We start from the raw sequence: 25,699 nt of genomic DNA, 5'->3' as shown, positions 1-25,699 counted from the left end.
GCAGAAGGTTTGATTCCTAAACCGACTGGCTAATAGCTTTACTTGTCTATTCTTCGTGAATTCATAGTGGCTTTATTACCAAATGATGTAAACCCCAAAAAACGAACAATTTTAACTTTCTATTACATAAGCCGAATGAAACGAATAACAGAAGAAAATGAGTCGCGCTTGAAAAGAAGTGTTTTATGATGTGTAAAATGCAAAAAACCCGACAACTCGGAGAGTTATCGGGTTTCTTTAAATAATGGCACGCCCTGAAGGATTCGAACCTTCGACCACCTCCTTAGAAGGGAGGTGCTCTATCCAGCTGAGCTAAGGGCGCGCTACAGGAACGAATTATACGAATTCGAATCAGTAAAGCAACGGCTTTATGTAACATTCTGATCTAAGTGGGTAAAAAAAGGCCAACAAACATATAAGTGTTGGAAAATAGAGCAAAGCAAACGTTTGCTTGATGGTAATCAAAAAGATTTTCTGGAATAATGCGCCAAAAACATCAGCCACTAACTTGAATATCAATACTAAGGAAATTCATGACTGCTCAAAATATTGATGGAAAGCTAATTTCTCAAACGGTTCGCTCCGAAGTTGCTGCACGTGTAAAAGCTCGTACTGAAGCTGGATTACGCGCTCCGGGCCTAGCGGTTGTTTTAGTGGGTGAAGACCCTGCTTCTCAGGTTTACGTTGGAAGTAAGCGTAAAGCGTGTGAAGAAGTTGGCTTCGTATCTAAATCTTACGACTTGCCAGCCACTGCGACAGAAGACGAATTGTTAACACTTGTAGACCAACTGAACGACGATCCAGAGATCGACGGTATTCTTGTTCAACTGCCTCTACCAGCAGGCATTGATAGCACTCACGTTCTTGAGCGTATCACGCCAGAAAAAGACGTTGATGGCTTCCACCCCTACAATGTCGGCCGTTTGGCTCAGCGCATGCCTAAGCTTCGCTCTTGCACGCCAAAAGGCATCATCACGCTGCTTGACCGTTACAACATCGACTTACGTGGTAAGCACGCGGTTGTGGTTGGCGCATCAAACATCGTAGGTCGCCCAATGACGCTAGAGCTTCTTCTAGCAGGTTGTACGACGACAACATGTCACCGCTTCACCAAAGACCTTGAAGGTCACGTGCGTCAAGCAGACGTTGTTGTAGTTGCCGTTGGTAAACCTAACTTCATTCCTGGCGCTTGGATTAAGAAAGGCGCTGTTGTGGTCGATGTGGGTATCAACCGTTTGGAATCTGGCAAACTAGTGGGTGACGTTGAATACGACGTAGCGAAAGAAAGCGCAAGCTTCATCACACCTGTGCCGGGTGGTGTTGGCCCAATGACGGTGGCGAGCCTAATCGAGAACACCATGATCGCTTGTGAGCAATTTCACTCGAAATAGTCCGCAGCGCATATAAATAAATTAGAAAGCCGCAACGTGATGAACGTTGCGGCTTTTTTGATGCTTTGGTACTTAGCTATTCGTTTTTAAAACGGGGTGACTCGCTTTTGATGAAGCGCTCGTTGCTACTTATCTGGACTCTCAACTTTTTCCGTCTGTTCAGAAGGCGGTAATAAACTAATAAGCTCACACTCCGTTGATATAAGTTTTTCCAACTCAGATCCTTGTGTCATTAAACGGAAATCACCGCCAGTGATCACCCCAAGAGGAATGGCTTTAGGATACAAAGCATTAAACTCTTTTAAATCAAATGCCTCGGTCAAACCTGTACTTTTAATTTGGCTACCCTGAGCCATCAGTGAGTTAAGCTTAGAATAGGTAATCCCTTCCGAGAACAGACTTCGATTGCCATTGCGGCTCACTTGATGTCTTTCATGCTTAGTCTCTGACGATTCAAGCTCAAACACCTTATTGGCACCAAACTCGTCTTGGTAATGCATGCTGACTAACGGGTTGGTTTGACGATAAGGCGAGACGATCATCGCACGCCCTATCCCATCGAGTTCCAAATTGTTTTCCGCGTGGCTTGAAGCTGGGTTACCAAAGTAAACATTCAAGTTATCCATACGAGCTAAGCGAATGCTTTCCCAGTTAGTATCAGCAAGCACACTGTTGATGTTGTGTGTGGCTAGCACCTTGGCAAATTGTCTTGCAAAGTGAGTGGCGCCAAAGAAGATAACCCCTTGCGCTTTCTCTTGAGTGACCCCTAGCCTTCTCGCCCACCAGCTCGCGGTTAAGCTCTGAATCACAACCGTACCAATAATGACTAAGAACACCATGGGCACGAGCAGATCTGCGCCTTCAATCAATTGCTTCTCTTGCAGTTTTATCGCAAACAGAGAAGAAACCGCGGCTGCTACGATCCCGCGAGGTGCCATCCAACTCAAAAACCATTTATCCGCCGAATTAAGATCCGTACCGATCCCGCTGATCCACACGCTTAACGGGCGAGCCACCAACATAACCACCGCTAGCAACCCAATACCGCCCCAACCTATCGAAAGGAAAGCCCCCGAATCGAGTCGACTGGCTAACAGAATAAACAACGCAGAAATAAGTAACACGGTCAGGGTTTCTTTGAATTCGATGATGTCTTCGATGTCCAAGCCCTTCACGTTGGCAAGCCAGATCCCCATGATGGTCACGGTTAATAAACCCGATTCTTCACTCAGATCATTAGAAAACGAGAACGCCGCCAACATTAGCGTCAGCACAGCCACATTACGTAAATAGTGCGGTACCCAATGCCCTTGCAGCATCTTGGCAATCAAATGGCCACCGATGATCCCTAAGCCTAAACCTATGACTAACGTCAGGCCCAGAGCTGACAGAACATGTCCGGTAGGGTCGGCAGAAGAAACAATGTACTCGTAGACGAGAACCGCAAACAGAGCGCCAATCGGATCAATTACTATCCCTTCCCATCGCAAGATACTGCCTAACGAAGATTTAGGCTGAATACTGCGAAGCATGGGCACGATTACCGTAGGGCCAGTTACCACAACTAATGCACCAAACAGTGCGGCTAACGGCCAACTGAAGTCCACAAAGTAGTATGCCCCCACCACGATACACGCCCATGTAATCAACATGCCGAAACTCACGAGGTGAGTCACCATCCGGCCATGGCCTCTGATTTCTTTGAAATTTAGGGTCAATGCTCCTTCAAACAAGATGATGGCAACCCCTAAGGAGATCATAGGAAACAGCACATCACCGAAAATGGCATCGGGATTTAGAATATTCAGGCCGGGACCTAACAATAGGCCAACGATAAGGAGAGGGAGAATGGCGGGAAGACGTAAACGCCAGCCGAGCTGCTGACAAGCTAAAGACAAGAGTCCAATTAACGCCAAAGAAGAAGTAATCGACAAATCCATTTGTGCCCCTAAAAGGTTTGCACCACACCCTGTGGTACAAACTATTCAATGAAATAAGAAAGCCTACGTTCTTACACTATAGGCTCTCTTTTTCACGCTAACCGAATATTATTGCGATTAATCAGTCACTTTACTATAGGGGGAGTAAAGTCATGATCAGTTAACTATAGAGAAAGTACAACACCAGCAATAGCAGCACTCATTAGGTTAGCAAACACACCTGCACAAATTGCTTTGAAGCCATATTGTGAGATGAAAGAGCGACGCTCTGGAACTAAGCTGCCCAAACCACCGATAAGAATCGCCATGGTAGAGATGTTAGCAAAGCCGCATAGAGCGAAAGTTACGATCGCTTGTGAGTGCTCACTTAGCGCCTCTTTAGCATCCATTAGTTGGATGAAAGCCACGAACTCGTTCACGACAATCTTGTTACCGATCAATGAGCCCGCAACCACAGCCTCAGACCACGGCACACCGATCAGCCATGCAACGGGTGCGAACACATAACCTAGTAGAAGTTCGAAGCTTAGGTTTACGCCAAACCAACCACCAACAATACCTAGCAAGCCATTCAGCATTGCAATCACACTGATAAAGGCAAGTAGTGTCGCACCCACCGCAACGGCAATACGAAGTCCAGACATAGCCCCATCTGCCATTGCCTCAACTACGTTTGTTGCTCGTGGAATTTCAACGTCAGACTCAATATTTTCTTGAGCGTCATCTGCGCTACCTGGTACTAAGATCTTAGCCATCAATAGGCCAGCAGGTGCAGACATAAATGCAGCTGCGATCAGGTAATTTAGATCAACGCCAAGCGATGCGTAACCCACTAGCGTACCACCAGCGACAGAAGCCAAACCACACACCATCACAGCAAACAGTTGTGAATCCGTCATGTGCTTCAAGTAAGGCTTAACCACCAATGGAGCTTCAATCATGCCAACGAAAATGTTTGCAGTCGCAGACAGTGACTCCGCACGACCTGTGCCCAAAAACTTTTGTAGTGCGCCACCGATAAGGTTGATCACCTTTGGCATAAAGCCGATGTGGTACAAACCAGAGATCAGTGCAGAGAAAAAGATAATGATGCCTAGAACGTTAATCGCGAAAACAAATCCGTTATTCGTTAGGCCACCAAATAGGAAGTTAATCCCCTCTTGACCGTAGTTGATCAAGCTAGATACCGCACCTGTGGCTGCATTCAACGCTTCTTTACCCATTGGTACATACAGAACCAACAGCGCGAATGAGATTTGTAATAAGAAAGCCAAAGAGACTGTTCTTAGTGGAATATTTTTTCTGTCCGTAGATAGTAACCAAGCGGCAACTAAAATAGTGATAATTCCAAGTAGGGAAGCCATGTGCGTCAACCTAAAAGTTGTAGGTAGGAAAGGCGACGCATTCTATAGAGGAAATCGTTTGCGGCAAGCTGAGGTTGTTAATGTGATGTTGGGGTAATCACGATTTAACTATGAGTATAATTAAGTTATTGAATTTTAATAATTAACTTTGATTAAAAAGCGTACTTTTTCCATATGGAAATTATATTTATAGATTAGGAAACAGTTAGCGATGCAGTTCAACGCAAGTTTTGAGGTTTTTGTCCCAATACGTCGGCGACCCGATATGATCTTTAATGAACTCAATCACTGCCGAAAGCTTCTTCGGCATATTCTTTCGGCTCGGGTAAACGGCATAGAATGGCATTAATTGACTCGCTCTCCATTCCGGCAAAACTTGGATTAATTTGCCCGTTCTAAACTCTTCTTTTACTAAGTAAGTTGCTAAGTAAGCCACACCCCACCCTGATACGGCTGCGTCTCGCACGGCCTCAGCTAGATCCACCGAGTAATCACCCGCTACTTTGACGCTAAGGTTCTCTTGGCCATTATCAAATGCCCACGAGGTATAATCTCGTTCACGGCTGCGATAGATAAGACAGTTATGGTCAATCAGATCAGAAGGCACATGTGGCGTCCCGGCCTTAATCAAATAGTCCGGTGATGCAGCCACCACAAACTGGCTGTCAGCCAATCGCTGAGCAATATAACCTTCTGGCAGATCTTCGTTGTTGGTGATCCATAGGTCCAGTCGCTCTTCAATCATATCCACCTTGTAGTCAAACAAGTGAACCTCGATTCTCAGCTGAGGATAAAGTTGTCTGAGCTGATCAATCGCAGGAATGATATGTAAAGTGCCAAATGACTGTGACAACCCAACACGCAATATTCCAGAGATGTCATCACGCTGGCTGTCCATATCCATTTGAGCGGCTTTTACCGTGTTAAACAGTTGCTCACAGTGCTGATAGAACACTTCCCCTGCTTCGGTCAGCGTTAAGCTACGTGTGGTGCGTTGTACCAACTTGATACCAATAGAGTCTTCAAGCAAAGCAACTTGCTTACTAATGTGAGACACCGAAACGTTCAAGCTTTTTGCAGCACTGGTAAAGCCTTCGTGCTTGATCAGCGCATGGAATATCACCATCTGTGCAGCTCTATCTGTTAGCACAAGATCACCTTATTAAATCTCTGAAATATAAAATCAAAAAGGACTCCGAAGAGTCCTTTAGTTCGTTCTGCCTATGGTAGGCCAAATGCTATTCAAAGCGACTTAGGTCTGTTAATCAAACTTAATTCTGTCGGCTAGATGGCTTACTGCCAAAGCAAAGTAGTAAGAACGATTCCACTTCATTAACACATTGTAGTTGTTATAAATGAGGTACGAACGTCCGGTTTCATCATCCGGCATGATTAACCAAGCTTTAATGTCTTCATCAAGTGTTGGCAGTGGGCGATCGTCATAGCGTTTAATACCGAGTTCAGACCACTCTTTTAAGTATTTCGCTTTGTCTTCGTCTCGACCTTGTAAATCGATCGACACAGTTGACGGAACATGAACCTGACGACCCCAAGTATATTTGTCATCCCACCCTGATTGGCTGAGATAATTGGCCGCCGAAGCAAATACGTCTTCTTCAGTGCCCCAAATGTCTTTCTTGCCATCACCACTGCCATCAGCGGCGTAAGCTAAGAATGAGCTTGGCATAAACTGAGGTTGACCCATCGCACCAGCCCAAGAGCCTTTCATCTCTTTTGGTGCAATATGGCCTTGATCAAGAATCTTCAATGCCGCCATCGCTTCGCTACGGAAGAAAGCTTCTCGGCGTCCTTCATAAGCCATGGTCGTTAGGGCGTCGATAACGCTGTAATTGCCCGTGAACTTACCAAAATTACTCTCAACGCCCCATAGCGCGACAATGAATCTTGGTTGAACACCATATTCATCACCAATACGCTTTAACGCGGTGTAATGCTCCTTGTAGAGTGACCTTGCTTGCTTCACTTTCCAATCTGGAACCGCTCGTGGAATGTATTCATCCAGAGTCAGTTTTTTCTCAGGTTGGTTTTTGTCGGCTTTTACCGCTCTTGGCTTAAACGTTACACCATCAAAGGCTTCATCAATGATCGCTTCAGAGATGCCTTCTTCACGGCCTTGTTGTTTTAGTTTTTCTACATATTGCTCGAAGCTCAGTTCTTCAGCTTGTATTGAACTTATGGTCAGGCTATTACCCAATAGTAATGCCGACACAGCCAATATGGTTTTCGAAAATTTACTCAACGATCACTCCTCCTTGAATTGAGGTGGCTATCACTCTTCGTCTTGAGATTTCTGTTGAGCTTTACGCTCTTTATGAAGCTCAAGTTCGTTAACTGGTGGTGGCGGAACCTGTAAAAAGAAACCATCGGTATTCAGTGATTCTTTCACTTTTTCGATGTTTACTTGAGCCAGTTTACGGCCATCCATTTTAATTACCATTACAAAACTAGGTTTACCAAACATTTGCATCAATGCGTCAGGAACTTGTGAAAAATCATCCTTCTTAGGGATATAAAGGTATGTTCCTTCTTTCTTTGAGCTTTTATATATAGAACACAGCATGACAAACCTTTTAATTGATTATGACTACAAAACTCTCACTTGCGAGATCAATAGTTTATGTTAGGGAAATATTGGGAACAAAACGTCCATTTGACAACAAGATTACTTGCTGTGCTTGGTTTGGGAATATAACATGATAAACCTAGTTTCAGGCAATGCCCTTTATTTTATTGATAAAGAAATTGTACTAATCCGCTATTGAGGTCCTGTAGTTTTTCGATGTCTAGTAACCCAGATCTAAAAGGTAGCAGCTTTACGCTATCTGTTTTGCACTTATCCGATGATCAAGTCGAAAATGCAGTCTCTTTTCTTCAAGAGAAAGTAGACCAAGCACCTACGTTTTTCGCTGCCGCACCTGTTGTTATCAACATCAGTAAAGTCGCGGGCGATATTGATTTTGTGCAACTTAAAAATGGTATATCTCAAGCGGGCATGATCCCGGTTGGTGTGGCAGGCTGTTCTGATAAGCGAATGCAAAACCTCGCTAAAGAAGCCGGTTTTGCAGTGATGACGGCAAGCAAGTCGCCATCTCAAGCTCCAGCGAAAATGGCACCAATCAAAGTGATTAGAACCCCTATTCGTTCTGGTCAGCAGGTTTATGCGAAAGATGGCGATCTATTGATACTCAGCCATGTGAGTGCAGGCGCGGAAGTGATTGCCGATGGCAGCATCCATATTCATGGCACTTTACGCGGCCGTGCGATTGCAGGTGCAAGTGGTCAAACTGAAGCAAAAATAATTTGTAATGACTTACAAGCCGAGCTGGTTTCCATTGCTGGAAATTACTGGCTCAGCGATCAAATTGAAAGCGAGTACTGGCAGAAGAAAACCATGTTCAGTATGGCAAACGATGTATTACACGTTGATGTCCTCGCAATATAAGAGAAATAAAAGGAAAACAGAATGGCACGCATTATCGTTGTAACGTCAGGTAAAGGCGGGGTAGGCAAAACGACCTCCAGTGCAGCTATTGCCTCGGGTCTGGCTTTAAAAGGAAAGAAAACCGCAGTTATCGACTTTGATATCGGTCTGCGTAACCTAGATTTAATCATGGGTTGTGAGCGTCGTGTTGTGTACGACTTCGTTAATGTTATCAATGGTGAAGCGACGCTGAACCAAGCGATGATCAAAGACAAGCGCACAGAGAACCTGTTCATTCTTCCTGCTTCTCAAACTCGTGATAAAGACGCACTAACAAAAGATGGTGTTCGTCGTGTATTTGATGAACTGGATGAAATGGGCTTTGATTTCATCATCTGTGATTCTCCTGCGGGTATCGAACAAGGCGCTCTTATGGCGTTGTACTTCGCTGATGAAGCGATTGTAACCACCAACCCAGAAGTCTCTTCAGTACGCGATTCAGACCGTATTCTAGGTATTCTTGACTCTAAATCTCGTCGTTCTGAAGACGGCTTAGAGCCAGTGAAAACACACCTTCTATTGACTCGCTACAACCCAGCACGTGTAACTCAAGGTGAGATGCTCAGTGTTGAAGACGTTGAAGAAATCCTGCACATCTCTCTACTGGGTGTAATTCCAGAGAGCCAAGCGGTACTGAACGCATCGAACAAGGGTGTTCCAGTTATCTTTGACGAAGCAACCGACGCAGGTATGGCTTACAATGATACTGTAGAGCGACTACTGGGTAGCCAAGTTGACTTCCGCTTCTTAACGGAACAGAAGAAAGGCATCTTCAAACGACTGTTCGGGGGCTAATGCACAATGTCATTATTAGAGTTTTTTAGACCACAGAAAAAGACAACCGCAAACCTAGCCAAAGAACGTTTGCAGATCATTGTTGCCGAACGACGCAGCCATGACGACCCAGCGCCGTCTTACCTGCCGCAACTAAAAGAAGACATCTTGAAGTGTATTGCCAAGTACGTTGAGGTCGATCCATCAATGGTTGATCTGACTTTTGAACACAAAGATGACGACATCTCAGTGTTAGAGTTGAATGTTAAGCTTCCAGAAGAAGATCGATAATCTTTCTGAACAAGATTGGCAGGTAATACACTTGCTTGTATTGATTGAATAAAAAAGAGAGCCTAGGCTCTCTTTTTTGTATGTGCAGTTTATAACTGTAACTAAGTTAGGCTTTAAAGCAGCAAGCGGTTATTTGATCGCTTTACTCAGCTTTTCGCCAACCACATCTAAACGCCAGCCTTGCATAACATCAGGCAGCTTTTCTGGGTTACGATCGTGCTTCCACACCCAGCTTAACATTTGGTTAAGTTGCTTCTTCGATGCCAAGAATTCCGTCGCCAAACCACTGTGTTGTGATGCTGTTTTCACTTCATCTTTCAGCACTTTGAAGAGTTGCTTGTAGCCAGGGAAGTCCATTAGACGTTCTACTGGTGCTGGGTACTCTTCTTCTGGTGTATGTTCCGCTAACTTTACGATTGAGCTGATCTTCGCACCATGGCGACGCACAGAGCGGTAATCAAAACCCTCTTGCTCCATGTGCTTGGGATCTTTCATCGCAAAACGCGCCACAGCCCATAGGTCTTGTTCTTTGAAGACAAAGTTCAGCGCTAAATCGCGCTTGATTGCTTCTTTTAGACGCCAAGTTGCTAGAGGTCGTAAGATCGCTAATTGCTTAGGTTTAAGCTGCCACGCCCCTTTAATATCAAGGTAGGCTGTATCTGGGTTTACTTTACGAATGCGCTTGGCAACTTGTAAATCAGACTCTTGCTGAGCCGCTTCCCACCAGCCAGCTTCCATCACTTTTTCTAGAAGCTTGTTGTACATTGGCATTAGGTAATGCACGTCTGCTGCTGCGTAGTCCAATTGTTTTTGAGAAAGCGGACGCGCTAGCCAGTCTGTGCGAGATTCACTCTTATCGAGATCGACACCGACAAACTCTGAAACCAGAGCAGCAAAGCCCGTTGATAAACCATGACCTAAGAAAGCCGCCATGATCTGTGTATCAACCATTGGTGTTGGTGTACAGCCAAATGCGTTCTGGAACACTTCCAAATCTTCACCGCACGCGTGCAGCACTTTCAATACTGATGCGTCTTTCAACAAGGTAACGAACGGTGTCATGTCATCAAGAGCAATAGGGTCAATCAGTGACAGCGTTTCACCATCAAATAACTGAATCAAGCCTAATTGAGGGTAATAGGTTCTAGTACGAACGAACTCCGTATCAAGCATAACGACATCGGCTTCACGTGCTTGTTGGCAAACTCGCTCAAGGTCTTTCAATTGGGTAATGATTTGATAATCCACAAAAACTCTCACAGGTTTCTATTTGATCGCCGGATACAAAAATGCCGACATTAACTGTCGGCATTCTAACACCATTTTTCAGCGCTCGCTTAGATTAAGCGCCTCAATGGTTTTGGTGCAGTACTTTCGCGCAAACGGGCTAATTATTCGCTAGCGCGTTTCGCAAGTTCTGCATCGTTTTCTTCACGCAGTACGCGGCGTAAGATCTTACCTACGTTAGTCTTTGGAAGATCATCTCTGAACTCGACTAATTTAGGGATTTTGTAACCCGTTAAGTGCTCACGACAGTGCGCGATAATGTCTTCTTTGGTCAGGCTAGGGTCACGCTTCACAACGTAGATCTTAACCAATTCACCAGACACTTCATGAGGTTGACCGATAGCTGCTACTTCAAGCACTTTACCATGCAGAGCCACAACGTCTTCAATCTCGTTCGGGTAGACGTTGAAGCCTGATACAAGAATCATGTCCTTCTTACGGTCAACGATGTACAACAAGCCTTCGTCATCAAACTTAACGATGTCACCTGTCGATAACCAACCGTCTTGATCGATCACTTCTTTGGTCGCTTCAGGGCGCTGCCAGTAACCTTGCATCACTTGAGGGCCACGAACTTGTAGCTCGCCTACTTGGTCATTAGCAATAACCTTACCTTCATCATCAACAATACGAACTTCTGTCGATGGTACTGGTAGGCCGATAGCACCTGTGTAGTCTTTCAGGTCGTATGGGTTACCCGTTACCAGTGGTGAACACTCAGTTAAGCCATAGCCTTCCAATAGGTGAATGCCTGTCGCTTTCTTCCATTGCTCAGCAACAGCGCGTTGAACCGCCATGCCGCCGCCAACAGATAGGCGTAGGTTACTGAAATCCAACTCGTGGAAATCTTCGTTATTAACTAGCGCATTAAACAAGGTGTTTACGCCGGTAATTGCGGTAAACGGAACCTTTTGCAGCTCTTTAATAAAGCCAGGAATGTCACGAGGGTTAGTAATTAGAAGGTTACGACCACCCATCTCAACAAACAGTAAGCAGTTCACCGTCAGTGCAAATACGTGGTAAAGCGGTAATGCCGTTACCACCAACTCGCGGCCTTCTTGCAGAACAGGACCGTAAGCCCCTTTCGCTTGAAGTACGTTCGCAATCATATTGCGGTGCGTTAGGATTGCGCCCTTCGCTACACCTGTTGTACCACCAGTGTACTGTAGGAACGCGATGTCATCACCCGCCATGAACGGTTTCACATATTGAAGACGACGACCTTTGTGCAGCGCTTTTCTGAATGAGATAGCACCCGGCAGATCATACTTAGGCACCATGCCTTTTACGTATTTCACTACAAAGTCGACAATTGTCCCTTTCGCGCGTGGCAGCATTTGCCCTAGGCTAGTTAGAACAACGTGTTTAACCGGCGTGTTATCAACGACTTTCTCTAGCGTGCTCGCAAAGTTAGATACGATAACAATCGCCTTTGCACCAGAATCGTTCAGTTGATGTTCAAGCTCACGAGGTGTGTACAGTGGGTTGACATTCACTGCAATCATACCTGCACGCAATACACCAAATAGTGCAATTGGGTATTGCAGTAGGTTTGGCATCATTAGCGCGACGCGATCGCCCTTCTTCAGTTTCAAGTCATTCTGTAGGTAAGCGGCAAAAGCACGGCTGCGCTCTTCAAGCTTACGGAATGTCATAATCGAGCCCATGTTCTCGAATGCAGGTTGGTCCGCGTACTTCTGTACCGACTGTTCAAACATTTCTACAAGAGATGGGTACTGATCTGGGTTGATCGTTTCTGGTACGTCACTTGGATAACGTGAAAGCCAAGGTTTATCCACGATGTTACTCCTCGTTTATCAGCTGACGACTGCTTCGCCGCTTTTTATCATTGCGGTATTACAGCACAGCTTTAGTGCATGAGCACTAAAAGGCTCAAACACTTGTTTAAATTTTGTTAACTACACCAAGAATTAGCTCTGAAACTAGCTCTGGGCTCTCTAAATGACAATGATGTCCACCAGGAACAGTCTCTATTTGCAGAGGACTATGCACTGATTTGTAGCGATTATGCTGCAAATGTCGGAATCCATCATTGCCTAGGATTATTAATTGAGGGCATTCAATAGCCGCCATAATCGCTTCAGCGTGCGCTTGTGACATTCGATATAACGAGTCACATTTTAGATTAGGGTCGCATCGCCATTGCCAAGAGTTCTCGAACTCGACAATACCTCGCTCAACAATAGGAGCGATTAATTCAGCATTAATTTGGTTGGCGTGAGCTCTCAGCTTAATAGCATCCTCAAGGCTTGCCAGAGGACGTGAAGGCTTTCTTCGCTGTCGAAGACGACTGAGTACCCCATCTCTCAAGCGAGAAACCGTTTCTTGGGGAGCTTCAGAAAGAGGTCCGTGACCTTCAATTTGAATTAATCCTGACACCTTTTCAGGAAAGGCGGCACTATAGCAACTTGCTATCAATGCACCAAGTGAATGTCCTACCAGTACCAGTCTGTTTGGCGATAATTTAGTCACCAACTGATGCAAGTCATCTATATAATCATGAAATGGGTAGTAACTTCCCGATTTGTGCGACGAGAAGCCGTGTCCGAAGAGATCGATAGCAACAAGGTGAGCATTGGGCGCAAACTTGGCGACTTGCTGCATAACCTGATTAAAGCTGGACGAATTATCCAACCACCCATGAATAAAAACGACCGTCGTTGCGGTCGTTTGTGGGTTGCCAATCTGTTGTGTTGCAAGCGTCCCGCTCGCGAGGGAGTATGACTTTTCAATCATCAAACATGTAGTTCCATCTGTTTGCGTAATCAACATCGGATAAAGTTAATTACTCTACGTCTTGTATCACTCGACCTTGTCTTGGCATCGTTTGAAAACTGCGGCAATGTAAACTTCTGCACGAGTAGTAGGTTGGTGCAAAATCGTTAACAACAACGCGCTCAGTAATGTTCCACAGGCGTTGGTTGTCTACTTTCATTACAGGGAAGGTGTAAGGGTATTCCCCTATTTTTCCATCTTCACTTCCAATTGACTGACCAACCAAAGTAATCAGACGACCTTCTGCAAAGCTTAGAGGCTCAACGTACCCTTCAATATAACCAACAAAACGTCCGCTTGGCTCTGCGTCTAGGTCTGGCTTACCGCTACTCGAAATCGGCATATTAGCGACTTCGATTCGAGTCTTATCTTTCAAGTTGGTCACTTTAGAGATAACGCCACCTAATCGAACACTTTGCGCATCCGGTAGTTGGTCGACCCACTGTTGGTAATCGCTAATTACAGGCTCTGATTTTGCTTCAAGCTCGCTAGGAAGTGATGAACACCCGGCAAGTACCAATACACCAAGAGAAAAGGCTATTAAGCGTAATTTAGAGAGATAATTTGACATGGTTCTGGTCCTTAAACAGGCATTAATAAGAAGCTCTAGATGTAGATATCGACACCGATAAGCTTTGCAAGTTCTTCTTTCTTCGCCTGATTCATTACATCCATATACTCTTCCATAGCCTTACGTCCTCGGCCTTCTGGAAGATCATACTGGATTTGAGCCTTGTGTAGCTCAGACTCTTTAACTTGACGAATAGAGTGAGAAACAGCATTAGCGACCTTAGTCGGTTGCCCAACCGCAGTGCTAGCATCAGATTTTTTTGCCTGCTCCTTCTTTTTAATTCGATTCGGCTTAGACGTGCTGCCTATCGAAGAAGGAGGTAAGTTGTTAATTGATACCATGACTAAATATCTGCCCTCTCAAATCTAAATAATACGCATTTAGACCTAATTTGCATCAGAACCTTGTAAAAATTATTCGCGACCTGGCAGTTTCTTCCAAGTCACTTTGTCACGAAGATAAACTGGCTCAGATTCTTCTGCTGCAACCGCTTTACCTTCTGCGTAAGCAAATTGAGCAAGGAACGCCATATCTTGAGCTTCTGGGAATAGCACTTCACACGCTTTGGTGTTGATCGCAAGTGTATCCATATGCTCGGCATAAGCTTCCCAGCCGGTACCGACTTTCGCCCATATTTCAGAATCTGCTTCTAACTGCGCAGCCAGTTCACTTGGTGGCGTTACACATTCGGCATCAACCGCAGTCCAACGACCATCTTGTTCGCGGCTGTAACGAGCCCAGTACACTTCGCTCATACGCGCATCAATCGCTGTTGCTACATGAGTTTCACCAAATTTACGGTAGCTGCCTTGCGCCATCGCTGCCAGTGTAGAGACACCAATCATTGGTAAATCCGCACCAAAAGCCAAGCCCTGAGCAATACCAATACCAATACGCACACCCGTGAAACTGCCTGGGCCTTGGCCAAACGCGATAGCATCGATATCGGTTAAAGCGACATTCGCTTCTTTCAGTACTTCATCCACCATAGGTAGAATTTTCTTTGTATGGTCTCGAGGAGCCTCTTCGCTACGTGCGAACACCTGGTCACCAATTACTAATGCAACTGAACAGTTTTCAGTTGCGGTATCTACTGCAAGAATTTTCGCGCTCATTTGTGTCTCAAATATTCGTTATCTAATCTAAAAATAATGGCTAAACTCAACAATGCCAATTACTCAGCAGCGGTTGAATGGTCTTTAGCTAAGAATTCTTTAATGACCCCTAAGTCACGTGTACGAGGGATAGGCGGTAAACTCGCCAAAAATATGCCACCGTAATCGCGAGTCACCAATCGGTTATCGCAAATAATCAAAGCACCATTATCGCGCTTGTCACGTATCAATCGGCCGACACCTTGTTTCAAGGTAATCACAGCGTCTGGCAACTGTACTTGTGCAAAAGGATCACCCCCTTTTAGCTTACAGTCCTCGATTCGAGCCTTAAGTAAAGGGTCATCAGGGGCTGTAAAGGGCAATTTATCGATGATAACACAGCTTAATGCGTCGCCCCTAACATCTATCCCCTCCCAGAAAGCACCTGTAGCCACCAGCAATGCGTTACCTAATTCCATGAATTCGGCTAAGGTTTTTTGCTTACTTGTCTCACCTTGCAATAGAACGGGAACCGAGAGGGTTTCACGGAATCGCTCCCCCAACTCTTTCATCATGCTGTGTGAAGTACACAAGAAGAAACAGCGGCCTTGGTTTTGCTCAATCACAGGAGTCAGCATTCTTACTAGCTTATCCGCGAGACCGGGGCTATTCGGTTCAGGAAGATAACGAGGTACACACAAGCGCGCCTGATTCGGGTAATCAAACGGGCTTGGCAATGAAAACTGAGCTGACGGTTTTAACCCTAATCGAGAAGTAAAGTGGTCGAAATCATCCGACACCGCCAAGGTTGCTGAGGTAAATACCCACGCGCCCGGCTTCAGCTCAATCTGTTCGTGGAATTTATCGGCGACGGAAAGCGGCGTGATGTGCAAAGCAAAGTGGCGCGGTGTAGTGTCATACCAATACGAATAGCCCGTAATCGACACATCGCACACACGTTCGATACGCGACTTAATCATGTTTGCGCGTTCGAAAGCCGTGTCTAACAGTTGGCTTCGCCCAAGTGCTAACTTCAATACATCAACAGCAAGTTGCAGAGCATCTTGCAAACGAACTAACTCGCGTGCAATCGACTCGGATTTCAAAGCTTCGCGCCAGTTACCACGAAAGCCGGTATCACCAAGCACAATACGCAGATCGGCTGACGATTGAACGAGCCTATCCCCTACTTTCTGTAGCTGACGCATGTCTTTGGCTTCAGTTCGGTAAGCAATTTCAATGTCTTTGGCTAACTCTTGGATCTGTCGACTGGAAACCGATTGTCCGAAGTACTGGCTGGCGATGTCAGGAAGTTGATGTGCTTCATCGAAAATAAACACGTCAGCTTCAGGTATCAATTCGCCAAATCCGGTTTCTTTGATCGCCAAATCAGCTAGGAAAAGGTGGTGGTTTACGACCACCACATCGGAATCCATCGCTTTTTTACGCGCTTTAAGCACAAAGCAATCGGTATAGCTTGGGCACTCTTTACCCAAGCAATTATCATTGGTCGAGGTAATGGTTGGAATAACCGGGCTGTCTTCAGCGATATCATCACAATCGCCTAAATCACCCGTTTGAGTGGATGACGACCAACTACGAACTTTGACTAACTGAGCCAGCAGCGTTGGATCGGTATGAGCACCATGACTCTCGATCATTTGGCGGCTGAGTCTGTCCAAACACAAATAGTTTGAACGTCCTTTGAGCAACGCAACTTGACCATAAAAGCCAAGCGCATCGACCATCAAGGGTAAATCTCGGTGAAACAGCTGCTCTTGAAGGTTTTTAGACCCCGTACTAATGATGGTTTTCTTGCCACTAAGCAGCGCAGGCACTAGGTAAGCAAACGTCTTACCAGTACCTGTTCCAGCCTCAACAACCAACTGGCTTTGATTTTCAATAGCTTGTGAAACCGCTTCAGCCATGTCTAACTGAGCTTGTCTTGGTTGAAACCCAGGGATAGCTTTGCCCAGAGCGCCATCAGCAGAAAACGTTTTAGATATCATAGAGTACGAAGTTTAGAAAAAGAGAAGGAGAATTATGGCAGGTTTAGTGAGCCGGCGCGAATCAAGAATGACTTCGCACCGGAGGTGTTTGGCTTGGCTTGACGTGGCTTAAGTTACCTTGAAGGTAAGAATTGAAGAAGTAGGAATTAGAGAATCGTTTTTATTTTCGACTGAGATAACGTGATAGCCAAGGAGCACCTTCAAAATGGTTATCACCAGGCTGTATGGCTTTCGCTGCATCGGTTGGTGAGGTCTTACTTTCCCACATTTCATCTAGAACATGACCATCTAATTCGGTACCTCTCGCCAATGAATTCACTCGCTTGCAGTACAGTTTTTTGGCTAGTAACTCTTTATCCATAAGTATCACCTCTATTTTTGGCCAAGGCGTAAATGCCTCGGTTGAAGTTCAAATGCGTACTACGGTCAAAACTTTTAAAAATGAAGCTTCTGCCTGTTTTTCTATCTAAAAACTGATATTTCTATATCAAACAATTTATCAAAGCGATAAATCAGCAGCAGAATTTGTTGAAACCAACTTGATAATAGATTAATTATAACGGTGATATTGCGGCTCAGTTCACCGTTCGACGGCCTGCATTAAATTTGAAGAATCCCTATTTCATATAATAAGTGCAACATTTCATGGAAGTAAGATGCAAATGGAAAGAAAAACTTTACTAACACATTGTACTGATGCCCCGGGCCTCATCTCTAAGATCACCAATATTTGTTATAAGCACCAACTCAATATTATTCACAACAATGAGTTCGTAGATAACACAAGTGGCCACTTCTTTATGCGCACCGAGCTGGAAGGCTATTTCAATGATGAAACCTTGCTTGCCGATTTAGACCAAGCCCTGCCACCAAATACGAAACGTAAGCTTGTTGATTCGTCTCGCAAGCGTGTTGTGATACTCGTGACCAAGGAAGCACACTGCCTTGGCGACATTCTAATGAAGAACTTCGATGGCAGCTTAGACGTTGAAATTGCGGCCGTTGTCGGTAACTACGACATTCTACAAAGCCTAACCGAGCGTTTTGACATCCCTTACCACCATGTTTCTCACGAAGGGCTAAACCGTGAAGAACATGAGAAGAAGATGCTAGAAGTGATTGACCAGTACGACGCGGATTACCTTGTTTTGGCTAAGTACATGCGAGTGCTGACACCAGGTTTTGTTGAAAAATACCACCACAAGATCATCAATATCCACCACAGCTTCTTGCCAGCATTTATTGGCGCGAAGCCATACCAACAAGCGTATGAGCGCGGCGTGAAGATCATTGGCGCAACGGCACACTTTGTGACGAATGATTTGGATGAAGGTCCAATCATCAAGCAAGATGTTATCCCTGTGGATCACAACTTCAGCGCGAAAGACATGGCACAAGCCGGTCGTGACGTAGAGAAGAATGTATTAAGTAAGGCGTTAAACAAGGTGATCAATGATCATGTGTTTGTTTACGGCAACAAGACTGTAATTCTGTAAATCGGATATTCGATTTCCGGTAAGACTTCCAGTTAGAACCCAATAAAAAACGCGCAATAGGGAAAGCCCATCGCGCGTTTTTTGTATCTGATGATCAGACTCGCTTTGAGAGATTCCCGACTACGCTCCTTCGTCGCTATCGGGAATGACGAACTCGGTGATGAACCTTCGAGCTATAGGCTCTAACATACGCTCTCGAACGCTCAGTCTGTCACTATCCAAAGATAGACTCTGGAAAATTTCATCGAACACCCCGTCATTCCGACGAGCCAAGGCGAGATCAGGAATCTCTTTCCTAGCAACTCTCTATTCAAATTAAGCCTGTTCTGATTCCACAATCTTCTTCAAAGAGTGTGGATGCAGCTTGATGCAAATCCCTTGATGTTTAAAAGCCACTGTTGGGTTATTCAAGCGTTCACCCTCGCCTTTCGGGCTAGAGAGTTTGATCTTAACGCCTTGCTCACCCAGCGTTTCAAAGTTAGCAGCGAACTGCGGGTAAGTTTCTTTAAGATCCGCTAGATACTCATCAGCTGTTTGGGCATGAGAAGGAATCACAAACTCTACATGTTCCCAATCTTGGCTTGGGTAAATCTTACCTTCTGCTGGATATGGCAGCTCCAAACATTCAATTTTCCAGCCAAGGCTTTGCAAGGGTTCATCGAAAGCCAACACCACAATTGGACGACCATTAATCATCGCCTCAGAAATCGTAGAGCCGTACTCAGACCACGCTTGATGGGCAGATTTCGCTAGCTCAGTGTCATTGATTCGCAGCGCAATATGATCCGCTTGAGCAAAGCTTAAATCCAAACCTAATGTATTTCCTAGGCTCTCGATTTTTGCCATAAAAGTATCAAGGCGGGCGATCATTTGTTGTGGTTCTAGTTCAGCTTGCTTCAGGCTCATCATCATTGTCTGTGTTCTCCAAATAATGGCTGCATGTTATCAGTTTTGCCTTTTGCAACAAGCGTTGCTTTTACAAAAAACACTCAATAACTATGTTCTTTTCGCTCCTTAAACATGCAAACGCGTCTTGCTAAAAGTCGATTGTCAAAAACCACTCAGGAAATGTTAATTTTCTATCAATTCGACCTATAAGAAACCGCACAAAATTGGTATGATTACCGCCATTTCTGTGAACTTAAACAGAGTCTGCTGCTGATTTTGGCATTAAATCGTTAACTAGAAGCATAATTAACCAATTTAATGACCAAGAATTAACGGCCACTCTTATCATCCTTGAATTGAAGGAAACGCGTGTGAATATCCAAGCACTTATTAATGACAAAGTATCTCAGGCTCTAGAAGCCGCTGGCGCACCTGCAGGCTCTCCTGCTGCTGTTCGTCAATCTGCAAAACCACAGTTTGGTGACTACCAAGCAAACGGCGTTATGGGCGTTGCTAAACGACTAAGCACTAACCCACGAGAATTTGCTCAAAAAGTATTGGACGTTCTAAACCTAGACGGTATCGCGTCTAAAGTTGAAATCGCAGGTCCGGGTTTCCTAAACATCTTCCTAGATGAAGCTTTCCTAGCCAAACAAGCAGACGCAGCATTGGCTGACTCTCGCCTTGGTGTTGCCGTTGCTGAAACGCAAACTATTGTTGCGGATTACTCTGCGCCAAACGTTGCTAAAGAAATGCACGTTGGTCACCTACGTTCAACTATCATCGGTGATGCAGTAGTTCGTACTCTAGAATTTCTAGGCCACAACGTTATCCGCGCTAACCACATCGGTGACTGGGGTACTCAATTCGGTATGCTTATCGCAAACCTTGAGCGCGTTCAGGCTGAGTCTGGTGAAGTTTCAATGGAACTTGCTGACCTTGAAGGCTTCTACCGTGAATCTAAAAAGCTCTACGATGAAGACGAAGAGTTCGCAGTTAAAGCACGTGGCTACGTTGTTAAACTGCAAAGCGGCGACGAGTTCTGCGCAGAGATGTGGAAGAAGCTTGTTGACGTAACAATGATTCAAAACCAACGCAACTACGATCGTCTAAACGTGTCTCTAACACGTGATGACGTAATGGGCGAAAGCATGTACAACCACATGCTTCCAACTATTGTTGCGGATCTGAAAGAGCAAGGTCTTGCTAAAGAAGATGACGGCGCACAAGTTGTATTCCTAGACGAATACAAAAACAAAGATGGTGACCCAATGGGCGTTATCATCCAGAAACGCGACGGCGGCTTCCTTTACACAACAACCGACATTGCTTGTGCAAAATACCGTTTTGAAGAACTAGGCGCAGACCGCGTTCTTTACTTCATCGACTCACGTCAACACCAGCACCTAATGCAAGCTTGGACTATCGTTCGTAAAGCAGGTTACATCCCAGAATCTGTTTCTCTTGAGCACCACGCATTCGGCATGATGCTAGGTAAAGACGGTAAACCATTCAAGACTCGTGCAGGCGGTACTGTTCGTCTTGCTGATCTTCTTGATGAAGCCGAAGTTCGTGCAGCGCAGCTAATCGAATCTAAGAACCCAGAACTAGCAGAAGACGAGAAGAAAGCGATCGCGAACACTGTTGCTATGGCAGCGGTTAAGTACGCAGACCTTTCTAAGCACCGCACTACTGACTACGTGTTCGATTGGGACAACATGCTTGCATTCGAAGGCAACACAGCACCATACATGCAGTACGCATACACTCGTGTTGCTTCTGTATTTGCTAAAGCTGGCATTTCTATGGACTCGCTTGAAGGTGAAATCAAAATCACTGAAGAGAAAGAGAAAGCGCTTATCGCGAAACTTCTACAGTTTGAAGAAGCAGTACAGTCTGTTGCTCGTGAAGGTCAACCACACATCATGTGTAGCTACCTATTCGAACTAGCTGGTCAATTCTCTAGCTTCTACGAAGCTTGCCCTATCCTAGTTGCTGAAGACAAAGCTGTTAAGCAGAGCCGTCTGAAGCTTGCTGCACTAACAGCGAAGACGATCAAGCAAGGTCTATCGCTTCTAGGTATCGACACTCTAGAGCGCATGTAAGCGATTCGAGATTCGAGATTCGAGATTCGAGATTCGAGATTCGAGATTCGAGATTCGAGATTCGAGATTCGAGATTCGAGAAAATTAGAAAGGTTGACGTGAAAGCGTCAACCTTTTTTTTGTCTGGAGGTTTGTTTACTCGATTATTTAAGCGATTAGCTAACCTACACAGCAAGAGATCTCCTATTACGCTCATTCGTCGCTCTAGGAGATGACGAGAATAGGTGTAGTGAATCCAAGACAACATCAATGATGCGCCATCAAACCACACCAAATCGTTATCCCTCTTCTCACCATCATTCCCTACAGTGAGGGACGAACGTGATAGGGAATCTGCTTATTGAGAACGTAAGCCCTAGCCACATTCAAACTCCGACCTTATACTCATGTAAAACAATTAATTGGAAAGATCATGAGCTTCGAACTTCACCCGCAACTTGCGAAAGACACCACACTTATCGGCGAATTTCCACTGAGCTTAGCCCTGCTACACAAAGATAACGCAGTGCCTTGGGTTATCTTGGTACCAAAACGTGCCAACCTAAAAGAGTTGCACCACTTACCAATGAAAGAGCAACAGCAGTTCCTACATGAATCTCAGGCGGTAAGCCAAGCATTAGAAGCAACGTTCCAACCAGACAAATTGAACCTTGGTGCGCTGGGTAATATGGTGCCACAACTGCACATCCACCATATTGCACGCTTCAAAGACGACATTGCTTGGCCCGGCCCAGTATGGGGTAATACAAAAGGCGAACAGCGCAGTGAAGAAGATCAAGCCGCTATCCTGACTCGTATCCAAAACGTTCTATCACTGAGCTCTATCTTCAAGAAAGCATAATTCGAGTTCATCTCATTGAGCTTTAAAGCAAAACACTTCAGAAAAGACACATAACAAAAAGCCGCTCATCTTAGATAAGCGGCTTTGTCATTTTCTAATCTCGCCTTTTTCAACGAGAGTCTGAAGACCGAACTACATCATCACGTTAAGCGACAAACCATCTTGTTTGCTGATGGTGTAGCGAATACGCGTTGTATGACCATGCTTATTCGTATCGACCAAGCGAGAAACTTTCCCTTTCTTGACCCAAACACTCAGCATCGCATCGACGCCATCTTCACTCATGCCAAACTTTGCAGCGAGCTCTTTACGAGCCGCAACGCCGTGGCTATCAATGTATTGATGAAGTTCAGTTAAAATCATACTACTTGCACCTCTAGTGCTTTCTGCTTACTGCCCACTTTCTTGAAGACGCGATACGTCACCACAAAACCACCAGCAATCGCCACCATCCATACTGCACTTGTCACAGGATGCGCAGCAAAGTTTGCCGCTTGGTAGTAGAAAGTCGCACCAAAGTAACCAAGAGCCATCGTCCAAACCGCGATGAAGCGTGCAAACGTCTGACCAAATTCACGAACATAAGCACCCATCGCGGCCACACAAGGCGTGTAAAGCAGGATAAGAATCAAGTAAGCGAATGCCGCATGACCAGATACAAACTTGTCTTTCAAGTTACCAAAGATAGAGGTATCGACTTCTTGGTCAGCTGCTACAGAATTAGAGTCAGACAAGTCGCCAACTTCAATACCTAATGGATCTGAGTAGCTCAATCCGGCTAGGTTTTCAGGGATCGTCATTACCGCTTCTTGCAGGCTTGCTGCTAAGTCAAACTCAGCTGCTTCTTCATCAGAAGGCGTTGTATATAGGCTATTTAATGTACCAACAACGGCTTCTTTAGCGAAAATACCTGTGATGATACCAACCGTTGCAGGCCAGTTCTCTTCAGTAATACCAATTGGTTGGAATACAGGTGTTACAACTTGAGCTGCTCTAGACAGTACTGAGTTTTCGCTATCTTCGTTACCAAAGCTGCCGTCCATACCTAGAGAGTTTAGGAAGCTAAGAATAGCCACAACCATCACGATTGTTTTACCTGCACCAAGTACGAAACGCTTCAGCTTCTGCCAAGTTTTCAACATTACGTTTTGCACTGTCGGCAATTCGTAATCTGGCATTTCCATCACTAAGCTATCACTGCTACCTGGGTAGATCGTGTTTTTCAGGAACAAACCCGTAAATACAGAAGCAACGATACCCATGATGTACAGAGCGAATACTACGTTTTGTCCTGCACCTGGGAAGAACGCCGCCGCGAACAGTGCGTATACCGGTAAACGAGCACCACATGACATAAACGGCGCCATTGATGCTGCTAGTTTACGTTCGCGCTCTTGGTCAAGAGTACGAGTTGCCATGATTGAAGGCACGTTACAACCAAAGCCCAGTACAAGTGGGACAAATGCTTTACCCGGTAAACCAATCTTCTGCATCACTTTATCAAGTACAAATGCAGCACGAGCCATGTAGCCTGAGCTTTCTAGTACCGCTAAGAATAGGTAAAGCGCTGCGATAACAGGAATAAAGGTCGCAACCGTTTGGATACCGCCGCCAATACCATCAGCAAGTACAGTGACTAACCAAACTGGTAAATGGCCATCTAATAAGTGGTGTCCACCATCAACTAATATTGCTCCAACACCAATATCGAAGAAGTCGATAAACGCACTACCGATATTGATAGAGAACATGAACATTAGGTACATGATAACGAAGAAGAAAGGAATACCGACCCATTTGTTCAAAATGAATTGGTCTGCTTTCTCTGTAAAGTTACGGCTTAGTTTGCCTTCGCTGCGACGAACACGTTTACAAAGGTCATGTAAGAAAGTGTATTTAGCGTCAGCAACAGCAAGGTCAATATCGAAATCGGCACCAAGACGCACGCTATCAATTTGAGTGCGAGTTTGTGGGGCTAAACCATTCAATACCAAGTAATCATTTTCTAAAGCACGAATCGCTAGCGCTCGGTGAGATACGTCAGCATCATCAAATTGTGACTCAACAGAAGGGATAAGAGCTTCTAACGCGGCATCGTAATCAATAGAGATAGGGTCAAGGCTCACACCTTGAACAAGCAGTTTATGCAGACGCTCTTTAAAGCGAACCACTTGACCTTTATCGTTTGCAGACAAGCTTAGAACTGGGCAACCTAGCTCTTTCTCTAGTGCTTTAAGGTTAATCACCTGACGTTCGCGCTTTAATACATCCATTTTGTTCAACACAACGATCATTGGGCGACCCAACTCACGCAGCTGTAATGTCATATATAAGCTTCGTTCTAGACAGTTAGCGTCGACAACATTGATGATCACATCTGCTGGGTGAGTTAAAACAGCGCGAGACGCGATAGACTCATCGATGCTGTTCGCATCATTACCACTGTCTAGTGCGTAGATACCCGGTAAATCCGTTAGTTGAAACTGATCACCAGCGTGCGAGTATAAACCCGTCTTCTTTTCAACAGTGACACCAACCCAGTTACCAACGTGCTGCTTAGCACCAGTCAGTGCGTTGAACAGTGTTGTTTTACCACTATTCGGGTTACCAACGGTAAGAACTTGATAATCCATTTAGATAACCTCGATTTGTTCTGCAATGCTTTCACGAATGGCGATAGAAACACCTCTCACTTCAACTTGAAGCGGATCACCCATAGGTGCACGGCGGATAAGCGTCACCTCGGTTTTTGGCAACATACCCATGACCATAAGTTTCTTCCTTACGTCTGGTGTTAAACCTGTTAGTGCAACAATAGAAGCCGCCTTTCCTTGCTCTAGTTGTGAGAGTTTCATAAGTACCCAATTCGTGACTGATAATGAGAAAGATTGTTATTAACGCCATGATACACATACATGCCCACAATTCTATTGTGTGAAATCAATGTTTTCGAAAATACATACTCGTAAGTTTCGTTAAAAACGTTTACGTCAAAAACGTTACTTTCAACAACTAGCGAGAACTACCTCACTAGTACAAACCCTCCCAAATAAAAACAAATCATTAATTATCAATAACTTGAGACAATGTCGGTTTTCTCATAGGTATCTGTCGTTAATTTTATAAGTAAAATAAGTAGCTGGACGTATAGTTACTCCATCGAAGAGAAACTACTTCTCTTTAATTTTATTCCAGAGGTGATATGGCTTTGCTATATCACTCCGGCAGCAAGCGAAGGTGTCGTTGGCACCCGTGGTATAGTCCCCCCGGCTATGCCACGATATTTTTCTTCCCTTTGTTTTATCCCAACAACCTTTTTAAACTCCCCATTTATCTCGTATCTCGTATCT

24 protein-coding genes and 1 tRNA gene are annotated in these 25,699 nt (G+C 45.0%); 7 read left to right on the top strand and 18 right to left on the bottom strand.

What is annotated here, in order from left to right; translation table 11 throughout:
• Nucleotides 1-245: 245 nt before the first annotated feature.
• Nucleotides 246-322, bottom strand: a tRNA-Arg gene (locus AB4323_RS20430).
• Nucleotides 323-533: 211 nt separating this feature from the next.
• On the opposite strand from AB4323_RS20430, the gene folD reads away from it, so the two are divergent.
• Nucleotides 534-1,391 carry a bifunctional methylenetetrahydrofolate dehydrogenase/methenyltetrahydrofolate cyclohydrolase FolD gene (folD, locus tag AB4323_RS20425; RefSeq protein WP_017062367.1) on the top strand — a complete coding sequence of 286 codons (858 nt, stop codon included), beginning with the start codon at nucleotides 534-536 and terminating at the stop codon, nucleotides 1,389-1,391.
• A 125-nt stretch (nucleotides 1,392-1,516) separates the two neighbouring features.
• On the opposite strand, the gene AB4323_RS20420 is transcribed toward folD, so the two are convergent.
• From AB4323_RS20420 to AB4323_RS20400, 5 genes are all read right to left on the bottom strand, one after another.
• The gene (locus tag AB4323_RS20420) at nucleotides 1,517-3,331 is read right to left on the bottom strand and encodes a sodium:proton antiporter (protein WP_136978842.1); all 1,815 of its coding nucleotides are present in this window, start codon (nucleotides 3,329-3,331) and stop codon (nucleotides 1,517-1,519) included.
• 164 nt (nucleotides 3,332-3,495) lie between these two features.
• Nucleotides 3,496-4,695, bottom strand: coding sequence for a NupC/NupG family nucleoside CNT transporter (locus tag AB4323_RS20415; protein ID WP_017070735.1), 1,200 nt, complete (start codon nucleotides 4,693-4,695; stop codon nucleotides 3,496-3,498).
• A gap of 205 nt (nucleotides 4,696-4,900) precedes the next feature.
• Nucleotides 4,901-5,821 (bottom strand): LysR substrate-binding domain-containing protein, encoded by a 921-nt coding sequence (locus tag AB4323_RS20410; protein WP_017067671.1) that lies wholly within the window; start codon nucleotides 5,819-5,821, stop codon nucleotides 4,901-4,903.
• Nucleotides 5,822-5,956: 135 nt separating this feature from the next.
• Nucleotides 5,957-6,955 (bottom strand): lytic transglycosylase domain-containing protein, encoded by a 999-nt coding sequence (locus AB4323_RS20405; RefSeq protein WP_102428816.1) that lies wholly within the window; start codon nucleotides 6,953-6,955, stop codon nucleotides 5,957-5,959.
• A 30-nt stretch (nucleotides 6,956-6,985) separates the two neighbouring features.
• Nucleotides 6,986-7,276, bottom strand: a complete 291-nt coding sequence (locus AB4323_RS20400; RefSeq protein ID WP_017062372.1) for a YcgL domain-containing protein — start codon at nucleotides 7,274-7,276, stop codon at nucleotides 6,986-6,988.
• Nucleotides 7,277-7,495: 219 nt separating this feature from the next.
• Between AB4323_RS20400 and minC the strand changes: the two genes are divergently transcribed.
• From minC to minE, 3 genes are read left to right on the top strand one after another with little or no spacing between them, the layout of a single operon-like run.
• Nucleotides 7,496-8,158: a septum site-determining protein MinC gene (minC, locus tag AB4323_RS20395; RefSeq protein WP_017063419.1), complete on the top strand. Its 663-nt coding sequence runs from the start codon at nucleotides 7,496-7,498 to the stop codon at nucleotides 8,156-8,158.
• Nucleotides 8,159-8,179: 21 nt separating this feature from the next.
• The gene (minD, locus tag AB4323_RS20390) at nucleotides 8,180-8,992 is read left to right on the top strand and encodes a septum site-determining protein MinD (protein WP_009848498.1); all 813 of its coding nucleotides are present in this window, start codon (nucleotides 8,180-8,182) and stop codon (nucleotides 8,990-8,992) included.
• 6 nt (nucleotides 8,993-8,998) lie between these two features.
• Nucleotides 8,999-9,262, top strand: a complete 264-nt coding sequence (gene minE, locus AB4323_RS20385) for a cell division topological specificity factor MinE (protein WP_010436847.1) — start codon at nucleotides 8,999-9,001, stop codon at nucleotides 9,260-9,262.
• Between the two features lie 129 nt (nucleotides 9,263-9,391).
• Here minE and rnd read toward each other — a convergent pair whose 3' ends face one another.
• The 8 genes from rnd to AB4323_RS20345 all read right to left on the bottom strand — a co-directional run bounded on the left by rnd (nucleotide 9,392) and on the right by AB4323_RS20345 (nucleotide 17,380).
• Entirely contained in the window at nucleotides 9,392-10,510 is a 1,119-nt protein-coding gene (gene rnd, locus AB4323_RS20380; protein WP_017062374.1) for a ribonuclease D, read from the bottom strand.
• 143 nt (nucleotides 10,511-10,653) lie between these two features.
• A complete protein-coding gene (gene fadD, locus AB4323_RS20375; RefSeq protein WP_017062375.1) occupies nucleotides 10,654-12,348 on the bottom strand; it encodes a long-chain-fatty-acid--CoA ligase FadD in 1,695 nt (564 codons plus the stop codon).
• Nucleotides 12,349-12,454: 106 nt separating this feature from the next.
• Nucleotides 12,455-13,306: an alpha/beta fold hydrolase gene (locus AB4323_RS20370; protein WP_372058224.1), complete on the bottom strand. Its 852-nt coding sequence runs from the start codon at nucleotides 13,304-13,306 to the stop codon at nucleotides 12,455-12,457.
• A gap of 49 nt (nucleotides 13,307-13,355) precedes the next feature.
• Nucleotides 13,356-13,916 carry a Slp family lipoprotein gene (locus AB4323_RS20365; protein ID WP_017062377.1) on the bottom strand — a complete coding sequence of 187 codons (561 nt, stop codon included), beginning with the start codon at nucleotides 13,914-13,916 and terminating at the stop codon, nucleotides 13,356-13,358.
• Between the two features lie 35 nt (nucleotides 13,917-13,951).
• Nucleotides 13,952-14,257: a hypothetical protein gene (locus AB4323_RS20360; protein WP_017062378.1), complete on the bottom strand. Its 306-nt coding sequence runs from the start codon at nucleotides 14,255-14,257 to the stop codon at nucleotides 13,952-13,954.
• Between the two features lie 72 nt (nucleotides 14,258-14,329).
• Nucleotides 14,330-15,031: a tRNA (adenosine(37)-N6)-threonylcarbamoyltransferase complex dimerization subunit type 1 TsaB gene (gene tsaB, locus AB4323_RS20355; RefSeq protein ID WP_017062379.1), complete on the bottom strand. Its 702-nt coding sequence runs from the start codon at nucleotides 15,029-15,031 to the stop codon at nucleotides 14,330-14,332.
• A gap of 59 nt (nucleotides 15,032-15,090) precedes the next feature.
• A complete protein-coding gene (locus AB4323_RS20350; protein ID WP_372132009.1) occupies nucleotides 15,091-17,019 on the bottom strand; it encodes an ATP-dependent DNA helicase in 1,929 nt (642 codons plus the stop codon).
• A 160-nt stretch (nucleotides 17,020-17,179) separates the two neighbouring features.
• Nucleotides 17,180-17,380, bottom strand: coding sequence for a hypothetical protein (locus tag AB4323_RS20345; protein ID WP_017062381.1), 201 nt, complete (start codon nucleotides 17,378-17,380; stop codon nucleotides 17,180-17,182).
• 301 nt (nucleotides 17,381-17,681) lie between these two features.
• On the opposite strand from AB4323_RS20345, the gene purU reads away from it, so the two are divergent.
• On the top strand, nucleotides 17,682-18,515 hold the full coding sequence (gene purU / locus AB4323_RS20340; protein ID WP_372153227.1) for a formyltetrahydrofolate deformylase: 834 nt from the start codon (nucleotides 17,682-17,684) through the stop codon (nucleotides 18,513-18,515).
• Between the two features lie 315 nt (nucleotides 18,516-18,830).
• On the opposite strand, the gene AB4323_RS20335 is transcribed toward purU, so the two are convergent.
• Nucleotides 18,831-19,427 (bottom strand): VOC family protein, encoded by a 597-nt coding sequence (locus AB4323_RS20335; RefSeq protein ID WP_102398069.1) that lies wholly within the window; start codon nucleotides 19,425-19,427, stop codon nucleotides 18,831-18,833.
• A 347-nt stretch (nucleotides 19,428-19,774) separates the two neighbouring features.
• Here AB4323_RS20335 and argS point away from each other — a divergent pair, with 347 nt between their 5' ends.
• Both argS and AB4323_RS20325 read left to right on the top strand, forming a co-directional pair.
• A complete protein-coding gene (gene argS, locus AB4323_RS20330) occupies nucleotides 19,775-21,508 on the top strand; it encodes an arginine--tRNA ligase (protein WP_372153225.1) in 1,734 nt (577 codons plus the stop codon).
• Between the two features lie 412 nt (nucleotides 21,509-21,920).
• Complete coding sequence (locus AB4323_RS20325; RefSeq protein ID WP_017061937.1) at nucleotides 21,921-22,349, top strand: HIT domain-containing protein; 429 nt, start codon at nucleotides 21,921-21,923, stop codon at nucleotides 22,347-22,349.
• A 132-nt stretch (nucleotides 22,350-22,481) separates the two neighbouring features.
• Here AB4323_RS20325 and AB4323_RS20320 read toward each other — a convergent pair whose 3' ends face one another.
• Genes AB4323_RS20320 through AB4323_RS20310 form a run of 3 tightly spaced genes read right to left on the bottom strand, consistent with a single transcriptional unit; the run spans nucleotide 22,482 to nucleotide 25,204 of the window.
• The gene (locus AB4323_RS20320) at nucleotides 22,482-22,712 is read right to left on the bottom strand and encodes a FeoC-like transcriptional regulator (RefSeq protein ID WP_017061938.1); all 231 of its coding nucleotides are present in this window, start codon (nucleotides 22,710-22,712) and stop codon (nucleotides 22,482-22,484) included.
• A complete protein-coding gene (gene feoB / locus AB4323_RS20315; RefSeq protein WP_017061939.1) occupies nucleotides 22,709-24,982 on the bottom strand; it encodes a Fe(2+) transporter permease subunit FeoB in 2,274 nt (757 codons plus the stop codon). Before feoB ends, AB4323_RS20320 begins: the two co-directional genes overlap by 4 nt.
• Nucleotides 24,983-25,204, bottom strand: coding sequence for a FeoA family protein (locus AB4323_RS20310; RefSeq protein ID WP_004734203.1), 222 nt, complete (start codon nucleotides 25,202-25,204; stop codon nucleotides 24,983-24,985).
• Nucleotides 25,205-25,699: the final 495 nt, after the last annotated feature.

It is taken from the genome of Vibrio sp. 10N.261.52.C11, from assembly GCF_041471405.1.
Taxonomy (GTDB): Bacteria; Pseudomonadota; Gammaproteobacteria; order Enterobacterales; family Vibrionaceae; genus Vibrio; species Vibrio crassostreae_C.
Note: the sequence above shows the minus strand (reverse complement) of the source record. Positions and strands in the feature narration are given on the sequence as shown.